Annotated in this window: 10 protein-coding genes; 8 read left to right on the top strand and 2 right to left on the bottom strand. The window is 45.7% G+C overall.

Features of this window, described 5'->3' with window-relative positions:
• Position 1: 1 nt before the first annotated feature.
• Positions 2–922 carry a winged helix-turn-helix domain-containing protein gene (locus tag ACE3MZ_RS13175; RefSeq protein ID WP_411342622.1) on the bottom strand — a complete coding sequence of 307 codons (921 nt, stop codon included), beginning with the start codon at positions 920–922 and terminating at the stop codon, positions 2–4.
• Between the two features lie 257 nt (positions 923–1,179).
• On the opposite strand from ACE3MZ_RS13175, the gene ACE3MZ_RS13170 reads away from it, so the two are divergent.
• From ACE3MZ_RS13170 to ACE3MZ_RS13140, 7 genes are all read left to right on the top strand, one after another.
• Positions 1,180–2,364 (top strand): MFS transporter, encoded by a 1,185-nt coding sequence (locus ACE3MZ_RS13170; protein ID WP_411342621.1) that lies wholly within the window; start codon positions 1,180–1,182, stop codon positions 2,362–2,364.
• Positions 2,365–2,467: 103 nt separating this feature from the next.
• A complete protein-coding gene (locus ACE3MZ_RS13165; protein WP_411346788.1) occupies positions 2,468–3,193 on the top strand; it encodes a phosphonate ABC transporter ATP-binding protein in 726 nt (241 codons plus the stop codon).
• 153 nt (positions 3,194–3,346) lie between these two features.
• Positions 3,347–4,621, top strand: coding sequence for an FG-GAP repeat domain-containing protein (locus ACE3MZ_RS13160; RefSeq protein WP_411342620.1), 1,275 nt, complete (start codon positions 3,347–3,349; stop codon positions 4,619–4,621).
• Positions 4,622–4,669: 48 nt separating this feature from the next.
• Positions 4,670–5,368, top strand: coding sequence for a response regulator transcription factor (locus ACE3MZ_RS13155; protein WP_367058456.1), 699 nt, complete (start codon positions 4,670–4,672; stop codon positions 5,366–5,368).
• Positions 5,368–6,780, top strand: a complete 1,413-nt coding sequence (locus ACE3MZ_RS13150) for an ATP-binding protein (protein ID WP_411342619.1) — start codon at positions 5,368–5,370, stop codon at positions 6,778–6,780. The genes ACE3MZ_RS13155 and ACE3MZ_RS13150 overlap by 1 nt, the downstream gene beginning before the upstream one ends.
• 110 nt (positions 6,781–6,890) lie before the next feature.
• Positions 6,891–7,979: a GNAT family N-acetyltransferase gene (locus ACE3MZ_RS13145; RefSeq protein WP_411342618.1), complete on the top strand. Its 1,089-nt coding sequence runs from the start codon at positions 6,891–6,893 to the stop codon at positions 7,977–7,979.
• A gap of 92 nt (positions 7,980–8,071) precedes the next feature.
• Positions 8,072–8,575, top strand: coding sequence for a stalk domain-containing protein (locus tag ACE3MZ_RS13140; RefSeq protein ID WP_411342617.1), 504 nt, complete (start codon positions 8,072–8,074; stop codon positions 8,573–8,575).
• A 159-nt stretch (positions 8,576–8,734) separates the two neighbouring features.
• Here ACE3MZ_RS13140 and ACE3MZ_RS13135 read toward each other — a convergent pair whose 3' ends face one another.
• Positions 8,735–9,946, bottom strand: a complete 1,212-nt coding sequence (locus tag ACE3MZ_RS13135) for a glucose-1-phosphate adenylyltransferase (RefSeq protein WP_411342616.1) — start codon at positions 9,944–9,946, stop codon at positions 8,735–8,737.
• A gap of 496 nt (positions 9,947–10,442) precedes the next feature.
• Between ACE3MZ_RS13135 and glgB the strand changes: the two genes are divergently transcribed.
• On the top strand, positions 10,443–12,371 hold the full coding sequence (gene glgB, locus ACE3MZ_RS13130; RefSeq protein WP_411342615.1) for a 1,4-alpha-glucan branching protein GlgB: 1,929 nt from the start codon (positions 10,443–10,445) through the stop codon (positions 12,369–12,371).
• Positions 12,372–12,383 lie beyond the last annotated feature (12 nt).

Here is a 12,383-nt window from a genome sequence, read left to right as displayed (position 1 = left end):
CTTAAATACGGATATACGATTCAAGGAACAGCTGCAATTCGGACGCGCCGTCCTGACGCAGGCTGAACCTGTCAATATCCTCTCTGCCCAGATGAATGCGCAGCAGACCGGCTACGCGCAACATCATCAGATGATGCATTAGCGTCTCTTGCGGCTGAAGCAGATCATGGGACATATCCTGCAATGATTTCGGCTCATCGCCGCCAATATAGCGCAGCATACGTAGACGCTCTGGATCGGACAATGCGCGAGTCATACGCAGTAATACGTTTGGCGGGTCTTCTTCGCCTTCTTCATGCACATCGACCGGATATTGAATTAACAAAAAGCCTTCATAGAAACAATACGTATTGATCGGACGGTTGTGCACAGTCGGGAACAGAATAACGGTGTTCAGACCGGGCATTTCGGGAACGACCAGACCACCCGACGCATATTCAATCAGCGCAGCAGGCTCCATTTTATCAAGCAACCGCAATTTCTCTTCGCCATCCTCGGCGATCAGCGGCAAAATTTCATTTTCGATCTCGTTAAAGTAATTCTCGTACCATAGCTTGAGCAGTGGGGCGTAGCTTTTTTGAATACGGATCGCTTCGCTCAGTGTGAGTGCAGGCATCAGCGGATGAATCTCATTCCACATATCCGTTTCCGGCATACTTTCCAGATGATCCAGAAAATCGCTGACCGAGCCTTCGCGTGTCCGGCAGCTAGCCCAAGCATACAGTGCGTCATAATCGTCAAAAGGCCAAGAAGAAGCCTCCAGAATTGCCATCCGTACTCCATTGCTTAACCTATTATCAATTTCCCTGATCCATTCCGGGCCCAGATCAATGTCACGAATCCATTTTTTGGTCACATAGACCATAAAACTGCCGAGCAGATCATAGACCGGGGAAATGTCGATTTTCACCTGATAGCTCATGAAACCAAGACCTCCCAAATATAGTCGGTAGCCGCATATCCAAACGCGGAAAATGCTAAAAAACAGGCTGATTCCTAAAACCCTGTTGTGCTTATTATGGCTTGTTTGCAGGCCAATTGTCCACTATAATATTGGGATGGCCGAAAATGCATACATAGCAGGATTTTTACAGAAGAACCGTTATCAAATTACAGCATAATTCCGGCAGTTTGTAAAATAAAATACACATCTACCTAGCAAAAATGGAGGAATATTCCTTGTTTAACAACACTGCACGTACGTCAACCGGAGCTGACTCCAATCAGACTCTGCATTTCGTGATTCTTATTCTTGCCATTATTGTTGCGGGGCTGAGCCAGGGAATGCTGCTGCCTGTACTCGCCATCTTTTTGGAGCAAATGGGCGTATCTTCTACAATGAACGGACTCAATGCGGCGGCATTGTATGTCGGTTCTTTTTCGATGACCTTAGTGGCTGAACGGCTACTTGGCAAGCTTGGATTCAAGAAGTTGTTATTATGCGGTCTACTGCTCGTTATTATCGCTTTGCCGCTATTCCCACTCGTTCCCGGGATTGCATTCTGGTTTGTACTTCGGCTGCTCGTTGGCATTGGCGATAGTGCGATCCATTATGTGGCGCAGCTCTGGGTACTCATGGTGACACCCGCAGCGAATCGTGGACGCAATCTATCTATTTACGGCATGTCCTACGGAATTGGCTTTAGCATCGGACCACTGGGCATTTCATTGCTAGACTGGGGGATGATGGTTCCATTCGTGATTATGGCGGCGGTATTCATCGTTGTTGCATTGCTGGTCTGGTGGAAGCTGCCCAATGGCGCACCTGCGAAGGGCGAGAGCACCACACCGGAAAAAGGACGCTTTGGCCGCAGTTACCGGCTCGCTTGGTATGCGTTAATCCCAGCGCTGCTGTACGGCTATATGGAGGCGGCAATGAACAGCAATTTCCCGGTCTATGGATTGCGGATCGGATTGTCCACCGACAATATTGCATTCCTTTTACCTTTTATCGGCATCGGAGGGCTTGTTTTACAGCTTCCCTTAGGGATGCTGAGCGACCGGTTTGGACGGAAGAAAGTATTGATGTTAGCGGGCGGTATCGGTGGTCTGTTGTTTATGCTCGTACCGTTTGTCGGAACGAAGCAAATCCTGCTGGCGGTTATTTTTGCTATCGCTGGTGGTCTAGTAGGATCGTTCTTCTCGCTTGGTCTTGCGTATGCAGCCGATATCCTGCCACGATCCTATTTGCCAGCGGCGAATGTACTTGCTTCGTTTCATTTCAACTTCGGTAGTATCATTGGACCGGCAGTAGGCGGAAAAGGGATTGAAATGGGTTCGCCGTCCAGTCTGTTCTGGGTACTGGGCGGTTGTTATGTGCTGTTTGCCCTATTTGGTTGGTCATTTTCTGAAAAATCAAAATAAAATAGGTCTGCGGATGGCATTTCTTTGCTTTTTCCCCTAAACTATAGAGTAGGATGTTATGGTTGAAGCAACAGTGCAGAAAGGCGGTCAGCAATAGATGTCGATGATTCAAATTGAACATCTGACCAAAACGGTCGGCGAGCATAAAACCCGTGTGCTGGATCATGTTAGCCTGGAAATTCAACACGGCGAAATGATCGCACTGGTCGGACCGAGCGGTAGTGGTAAAAGTACGCTGCTCAAATGTCTGGCCATGAAAGAAAGCTGGACGGAAGGCAGTTTCCGTGTTGGCGATACAGATATTTTAAAATCGGGCTTTAGTGGCAAACGCAAAATTAGCAGAGAGTGGTCGTTTCTGGAACAAAGTCCGCAGCTTCATCCAGAACGTACAGCACTGAAAACAGTGCTGATCGGTCAACCTGGGCAGACGCCAATTTGGCGTATGGTAACCGGTATGGTGCGTTCGGATGATTACATGGGTGCGATGGATGTTTTGGAAACGCTAGGCTTGCTGGACAAAGCACATCAAAAAGCTGGTACGCTAAGCGGCGGTGAAAAGCAGCGTGTTGCAATTGCGCGCGCGCTGGCACATGGCGCAAAGGTGATTCTGGCAGATGAACCGATCACTGGTCTTGATCCTCGCTCCGGCGAAGAAGTGATCAAAACGCTGCGCGGATTGTGCAGCAGCGAGCGACTGACCGTCATCTCCGTTATTCCATTGGAACTGGCTGAACGCTATGCAACGCGCATTATCGGTATGCAGGATGGTCATATATCGTTTGATATCAAAGGAAGACGACTGACTAGTGCCGAGCGACGGTTGTTATAGTTTGCCTTAGAGATACGGATCACGTACAACAATGTGAGTTCTTATGCTACACAGAGAACAGACCGGACAGAACCGGCTGGTTATGAAATTACAATACACGGTGGGAATTTGAACAATGGGGCGGTACGCCGTTCCTTTTTATGAGAGAGTGATATGATGAGCAAAAGCATCTGGATCAAGTTGCTGGCAACCGCAGGGCTGCTATTCATTTTGAGCGGTTGCAGCTTTAATCCGCTGGCTGATCCGAAAACGTTGATTCAGACGCCACAACTGCCTTCAGACAAACAAACATTGAGCAGTTTGATTAGTTCTGAATTACCTGAGGGAGCTAGCATTCAAAGTCCCAAAAACGGCAATTCCAGCAAAATTCAGACCGTCGATCTGGATGGCGATGGAACGAGTGAGACGATTGTATTTTACCAGACATTCGATGGTCGGATTAACGGTCTGATTTTTGAAAAATCTGGCGATACATGGGTAAAGAAAGATACGATTGAAGGTGCAGGATTCACGCTGGAGAGTGTGGAGATTAGCGATATTACACATGATGGAAAACGCGATATCATTGTAGGCTACTCCAATAGCGGAATTTCCAATTCAGATACGGGGCTGAAGACGCTCGTTATTTATAGCTATGACAAAGGCGTTCTAAAGACCGTTAGCGAAATGCCGTATTCGTATTACTTTATTACCGATCTGGATGGAGATGGTGTGAATGAACTTGCTATCGCAACCATCGACAAGTTTGGCGATCAGGAAAATCTGGGCTATGTCAAAGTGACTGTATATCGTTACAAAAACGGGTTTCAGGAAATAGACAGCATCGATCTGGCTAACAGTGTCGAAAGTTTCTACAATACGATCGCTGGTAAAGTGACTTCCAATCAGAACGGTATTATTCTGGATGAAGCGCTTGGTGTATCCGGGCTGACCCATTTGATCGTCATGGAAAATAATGAGCTGGTGGATGTATTCCCACGTAGCTTACTGGCAACATTCAAAAATATTCAAATTGCCAGTGAAGATATTAACAATGATGGGATTCTGGAAATTGGCAGAGATGTTGTACCAGAAGGTTGGGAAAATATCTCGCCTACAGAAACTCCGCGCTGGACGTACTACTATCAATGGAATGGCGGTAGTCAATTAACTAAGCTGGTCAGTCAGCAGTACCGTGATGATCAGGGTCGATTTGTTATCCGAATTGCACCGGACTGGAACGATAAGCTGACAATCGATACAAAATCGAACAAAAATCAGGATATTCGTTTCATTCTTAAGGATACCGGGGAAAAAGTCGCTGAAGTCCGTTTCTTTAGCGAAAGCGATTGGAATAATCATAACGGCGACTGGAAAGTCATCGCCCAGAATCGTGGTCAGATTATCGCCCTCTGGGAAAATAGCAAAATCAATATCGTACAAAACTAACAATAACAGGCAATATCAATCAACCAGGTATCTTGGAGGGGATCATTCATGAGCAAAGTGCTGATCATGGAAGATGAAGAATCAATTCGTAGTTTTATTATTATTAACCTAAAGCGCAATGGCTTTGAAGTGCTGGAAACAGAGAACGGCGAGCAGGCACTGCATATGCTGGAAACTGTACCGGATATCGATATTGCGCTGCTTGATGTTATGGTACCGGGCATTGATGGTTTTGAAGTGTGTCGCCGGATTCGTGAGAAGAATGAGCGTATCGGTATTATTTTCCTAACTGCCAAAGTGCAGGAGCAGGACAAAGTCTATGCCTTGTCCGTCGGAGCTGATGATCATGTAAGCAAGCCGTTTAGCCCGACGGAACTGATTGCGCGTATTCAATCGCTGCTGCGTCGTGTCAATGTGCAGCGCGAATCGAATACAAAAGTATCATTTGAATCCGGTCCATTCACACTGGATCTGATCTCCAAACAATTCAAAAAAAGCGGCAAGCTAATCGAATTGACACCAACTGAATTTTCGCTGGTACAATTTTTCTTGGAAAAGGAAAATACGCCGCTTAGCCGTGATTTGCTGCTTGATCATGTATGGGGCAAGGAGTATATGGGCGATCCGAAGATTGTCGATGTGAATATCCGTCGCCTGCGTCAAAAAATCGAAAACAACCCATCCGAGCCGGAATTCCTGCAAACGGTATGGGGCCATGGGTATAAATGGAGAGGCCGGGATTCATAATGATCAAAAAGGGGATGACCCGACAGATTGTTCTGCATTACTTTATCGTTGTCTTTTTGACGATATTGCTCGTGGAACTGGTGTTTTTATTCGCCATCCGGACGTATTACTATGACGGCATCTCCAACTACTTGCAGTCATCGTTTGATAACACACGCGTACCGGCAAATTACCGGGATATCATATCCAACTACAGTTTGGACAAAGCGGAAGTACAAGTACTGGACACACAGGGCAATGTACTGCAAAATTCAACCTCCTTTATTGTGGATAAGCCGGTCAAAACGAATGATGTGACACAGATAACGTCCGGTTCAGTTACTAGTGCACGCTGGATCGGCAAGCAGTCTGGAACGGGTGAAGATGTGATGGCGGTCTCGCATCTAATCAAGGTCAATGGCGATAAGGAATATCTTGTTCGTTATGTGACTTCATTAGAATTGGTGAACCAGAAGCTGTTTTACATTACGCTCGTTTCGGCAGGCATTGGTGTTATCATTCTCGTAATCGTCTTGATGGTCAGTATTGGACTTGCCAACTCTATCGTGAAGCCGATTAACAACATCATCGGGGTATCGACAATGATGGCGAAGGGTGATTTCAACGTCAGGATCAAGGGCAATTATCCGCATGAGATCGGCGATCTTGCCTCTACGCTGAATTATATGGCAGACGAGATTGTGCGCAGTAATCAGATTAAGGACGATTTTATCTCCTCTATCTCGCATGAACTGCGCACCCCATTAACTGGGATTAAAGGTTGGAGTGAGACGCTTGTTTCTGGCGGTTTTGACCCAGAGGAAACGAAGCTAGGCATGAGCATCATTTCCAAAGAAACAGAGCGTCTGATTGGGTTAGTCGAGGAGATGCTAGACTTTTCCAAATTACAGCAAAATCAGATGAAGCTTGTTATGGGCGAAGTGAATCTCAAAGAAGTGTTGCAGGAAACGATGCTCAATGTTTGGGCGAAGGCAGAGCAGAAGCAGATTAAGCTCAATCTGGAACCGGGCGATGCCGCGTATATTGTGCACGCAGACGGGAACCGTTTGAAGCAAGTGTTTCTGAATCTGGTCGATAATGCGATCAAGTTCTCGCCTAATGATTCGACCATCCAATTGAGCATTCAGGAAACTGCACCACAGCGCGTGCGTATTCTGGTCAAAGACGCCGGGATCGGCATCAGTGCAGAGTTTCTGGAAAAGGTTAAAGATCGCTTCTTCCAAGTCAATCCGAATCAAGGTGGTACCGGATTAGGGCTTGCCATTACCCAGCAGATTGTTCAGCTGCACAAAGGTGATATGAGTATCGAAAGCGAACTGGATCAAGGAACAACGGTAATTATAGAGCTGCCTTTGCAGGAGAAACAACTTACTGCGATTCGGTCTATAGAAAACACGGATGAATTAGAATAAAATCATCATCATTCCACTTGTTGTGAATTCATAATTGTAAAATATCCCCGTAACCAGCATTGCTGGACGGGGATATTTTATAACATACATAGAGGATGGGGAGGAGCTATATGATGTCAAATGAACAGCAACCAACATCTGTCACTGGATTGCATATTCGTCGTGCTGTCGAAGGCGAAGAACAGCTGATTACTGATTTTCTAGTTGAGGCTGCGGATTGGATGGAAGAGAAAGGCATTGGGCAATGGCGACGCGTATTGTTCACACCAGAACTAATTCGTAGTTATTTTGTGGAGCGTGAAGTATATATCGCTGAATATGAAGGGGAACCGGCAGGAATGTTCACTCTTCAACAAGATGATCCCGATTATTGGCAGCATAAAAATGATTCCGAGTATTACTATCTGCATCGTCTGACCGTTCTACGTCAATTCCGTAGTCAACGTTTGGGAGCTGCGATGTTGGATTGGGCAGTGCAGCGAGCAGCCGATCAAGGCAAAAAAGGGCTTCGTCTTGACTGTCTGGCTGAGTTGGTGCCGTTGAACCGATTTTATCAACAGCAGCATTTTCGCTATATGGGTACGCATGATGTCAACGGCAAACTTGCCAGCTTATATGAAAAGTTACCGCCAGCAGTAGACAATGAACTGAGATTGCACTATTTTGGCGAACGAGATTTTGATACGATGCTGAGCTGGACAGCACAGCAAGATCAGCAGATGCTTATGCAATGGGCAGGTCCGATGTGGAACTATCCATTGCAGCGTGCAGATCTGGAAACGTACATTCAGGATGCCAATCATCCGCTACATTCTGATGGGCTGATCTATGCAGTAGTGAATCGGCAGAGTGAACAAACAATTGGTCATATGTCGTTAACCCGGATTGATCACAAAAATAAATCCGCTCGCCTATCTCGTGTGCTGGTCGGTGATCCTCATGCACGTGGCAAAGGATACGGTCGACAAATGGTGCTGGAAGGTCTGCGTATTGGCTTTGAGGCGCTGAATTTGCATCGGATTACATTAGCCGTTTTTGACTATAATGAGCAAGCAGCGGGTTTGTATGAGTCTTGTGGATTTCGTAAAGAAGGCTTGATGCGAGATACCGCCTATATAAACGGTCAATATTATAGCGTTTATGAAATGGCAATACTGGAAGAGGAATGGCGAGCTTTGTCACAGTCGCAACCGCAGTAACACATATTCATTGTCTTCATCTGTATTCATCGGTAACTTTCTATCAGCGGGCTTCGTCTAAACGATAGAAGGCAAAGAAAGGATGAATGAAGATGATGAAAAAATGGCTAATTGCTGCCATGTTGACATGCAGTTTAACTGGATTCACATTCCCTGCGCAAGCAGCGGAGCAAACACCTGCGTATCCATTGCAAATCGATGGCAAAACGGTCAATACAGATCATGCGGCTCCTTATCGTACTGCTCAAGGTACAGTAATGGTTCCTTTACGCTTGACTGCTGAAGCACTCGGTTATCAGGTGATCTGGCAACAGAGTACAAAGGATATTCAGGTCGAAGCGCCGATCCAGCATATTATCTTGTATCCCAATAGCACTCAGATGAAGGTTAAGGGAACATTAAAGGTAATTGATCTTTCTGGTGATTATGTATTGGATGAAAAGTTGACGCGGAAGAATGGAGTATTGTACGCACCAGCGACGTTGTTTGAGCCGCTGTTCAACGATGTGACGATTGGCAAGCAATTCGTGGATATTTCTCCAAGTCGCTCCTATATTACCGATACATCCTCTACATTAGACACAGGAACTGAATAGTATAGTGAATACAAAATAGTAGTCGAATTAGTATACGCTAACTCATGAAAAAAAGCTGTCTCCGTAACACCATATGGTGTTCAGAGAACAGCTTCTTTTTTGTATATAATCAATCATTGCGTATAGAATCCAATAGTATGATCTACTGTAAAGCAGATATTAAGAGGACATGCCACCTGCATGAACACGACCAGATTTGTCGTATACTTCTTGCAGCAGACGTGCTGGTTGTGTGCGTACGGATGGTTTCGCATATACGGTATCGTAAGGTGCCACCACAGCGATTTCTTCCGGTGTACCGATAACAACGGCACCGTCTTTGACAGTTGCGCCTTCGGCAACGATAGCGTACTGGATGCGTGCGTGTTTACCGATGCTTGCACCGGGCATAATAACGCTATTGTTTACTTCAGCTTGCTTGCCGATGGTAGAGCCGTTGAATACAACGGATTGTTCCACTGTACCGTCCAATACTGCTTTGCTGCTCACCATCGAGCAATCTGGTGCAGTATCGTGGTTATTGTTTTCCAGTGGATTAAAATCAGCAGAGAACATCGGCCATTCTGCATTTTTAAGTTCAAATTGACGATTGTGTTGCAGAATATCCATATGAGCTTCCCACAGACTGTTGATTGTACCAACGTCTCTCCAATAGCCAAGGAATTCATAAGCTACGACTTTCTCGCCATCCGCCAGCATTTGCGGAATGATGTTTTTGCCAAAGTCATGACTGGAATCTGCCTGTGCTGCATCAGCAATCAGGTGTTGTCTGAGATATTGCCAATCGAACACATAGATTCCCATCGAAGCAAGGTTACTTTCTGGTTGTGCTGGCTTCTCGGAGAACTTGGTGATATTCATGTCATCATCTGTGCTCATCACACCGAAACGGCTTGCTTCATCCCATGGTACTTCGACCACTGCGATTGTCGCCTGTGCTTTATTTTCGTTATGGTATTGCAGCATTTCATTATAGTCCATATGATAGATATGATCACCTGACAGGATTAACACATCTTTTGGATTCATTTGGTCAATATATTCGATATTTTTATAAATGGCATCTGCTGTACCTGTATATTCACCGGTACGTTCCGATGACAGTAGTGTAATATTCATAGATTGGTCTGCCGTAGACCACGCGTTGCCTTGACCGATATGGTCATGCAGCGATTGTGCTTCATATTGGGTCAATACCCCGACTGTATCGATCCCGGAATTCACACAGTTACTAAGAGGAAAATCTATAATTTTGTAGTCACCGCCGAACGGTACTGCTGGTTTAGCAATAACGGACGTCAAAGGAGCCAGCCTGCGTCCTTCGCCCCCGGCCAGCAACATAGCGATGCAATCTTTATTTGTCTTTTTCATGATGTTTTCCCTCCCATTTTCATGACAACGCACAGTTGACAATGTATTAGTGTTATAAACGTCTCCTATCCCTGTTGAAACAATTGAAATTGTAAAATTTTATAAATTATGTCGAACGCGGTGAAACACCAGTAACGGCGGGCGATTTCACTGAAAAATAATTCAATTGACAAATCGAAATAATTGCCGAACTTCTGTACATGGTATTTCTGCTTTTATCGCTATACAATAGAGTAGAATGCGATAGTAGCAAGGAATATGCTTATTGGAACAAGGAATCAGTCTCAATTCTTATTTGCTCTATTCAATTTGAATGGAAAAGGGTAATACATGTAGTTAAGTAGAGGTAGTCGCTACCGTGCGGAATCTATTATTAGGTAGAACGACGTTCATGAATACATCTTATGACTGTGAAAAAGGGGAACATATATAGCGGAAAGGAATTATTTTCCTAATGTGTTTCTAGCAGTTTGGCATCCATTTTGGAGGTGATTTTTTGAAACAATTACATTCGCAATCTCATTTGCCCGGTTCTGAGGACATTTATCTGTTTCATGAAGGAACCAATTATCATGCTTATCGTCAGTTTGGCTCACATCTATCTTCCGAAGACGGGAAAAGCGGAGTCCGTTTTACAGTTTGGGCGCCCCATGCTGTACAGGTAGGTGTAGCTGGTGATTGGAATGGCTGGAACGGAGAACATCATTTACTACATAAACTGGACGATACGGGAATCTGGACGGGATTTTTTGATGATGTGTCTGAAGGCAGTGTGTACAAATACCATATGACATCGCAGCATGGAGAAGCCATTTTCAAAGCAGATCCGTATGCGTTTCATGCGGAAGTACGTCCAGCTACAGCATCGATCGTTACATCACTAGGCGGATACAAATGGCAGGACGCGGCATGGCGTCGCAAACGCCGCCCGTTGTATCAGCGTCCGGTGAATATTTATGAAATGCACTTTGGCACATGGAAGCAAAAGCAAGATGGCAGTCTGTACAGCTATCGGGAGATGGCGGAGCTGCTGATTCCTTATCTAGTGGATATGGGCTATACACATGTAGAGCTGATGCCACTGACAGAGCATCCATACGATCTGTCGTGGGGTTATCAAGCGACAGGTTATTTTGCACCAACGAGTCGATATGGTACTCCGCAGGATCTTATGTACTTTGTCGATCAATGCCATCAGCATAATATTGGGGTATTGCTGGATTGGGTGCCTGGTCATTTTACAAAAGATGCGCATGGGCTGCGCCAGTTCGATGGAACGCCATTATACGAATATTCAGCTCCAGACCGTGCAGAGAAGCATGGTTGGGGTACATTATCGTTCGATTTCGGCAAACCGCAAGTGCGTTCATTTCTGATCTCTAGTGCGCTATACTGGTTGGACGTGTATCACTTTGATGGATTGCGTGTGGATGCGGTGACAAGTATGATCCGGCTTGACTTTGAACGTGAAGGCGGCGGCTGGCGTCCGAATCAACATGGTGGGGTAGAGAATCTGGAAGCCATCTCATTCTTGCAACAGTTGAACAAGACGGTATTTCATTATTTCCCGCACACGTTGATGATGGCGGAGGAATCTAGTGCATGGCCTGGTGTAACGCGACCAGCACATGAGAATGGATTGGGCTTCAATTATAAATGGAGTATGGGCTGGATGAACGATACGCTGGATTATGTAGAGACGCCCTTTGATGAGCGGCCTGCACATCATAATCTGTTAACATTCCCACTCGTATATGCTTATTCCGAGAACTTTACGTTACCGCTGTCTCATGATGAAGTCGTACACGGTAAAAAGTCGCTGCTGGATAAAATGCCCGGTTCGTATGAACAGAAGTTTGCAGGCTTGCGTATGTTGCTGGCCTATCAAATGACCCATCCCGGTAAAAAGCTGCTGTTTATGGGCGGCGAATTTGGTCAGTTTATCGAATGGAAAGATCAGGATCAATTGGACTGGTTGCTGCTCGATTATGAAATGCACCGTAACATGCTGGATTATACGCGTGAGCTAAATCATCTGTATGCAGCATCCCCAGCGTTATGGGAGAAGGATCACGATTGGGAAGGGTATGAGTGGTTAAATGCCGATGATGCCGCCAACAGTCTGATTACCTACATGCGCAAAGGCAAAAAAGCCGCTGATACTCTGCTGATTATGATTAACTTTCAGCCAGTGCCACGCGTCAATTACCGGATCGGTGTACCAAAAGCAGGCACTTATCGGGAAATCTGGAATAGCGATGAGCCACGGTTCGGCGGAACAGGCGGACGAACCGAATCGTTGCTGCGATCCGAGAAAGTTCCGTGGGATCGTCAGGAGAACAGTGTACTGCTGACCATTCCACCCCTCAGCGTTATTATATTGAAACGACATACCGGTAAAGCAGTCAAGCGCAGCGATCGTTAACAATGAGATGGA

The organism is Paenibacillus sp. WLX1005 (genome assembly GCF_046603685.1).
GTDB lineage: Bacteria > Bacillota > Bacilli > Paenibacillales > Paenibacillaceae > Saccharibacillus.
This window is presented reverse-complemented; position numbering and strand designations above follow the sequence as displayed.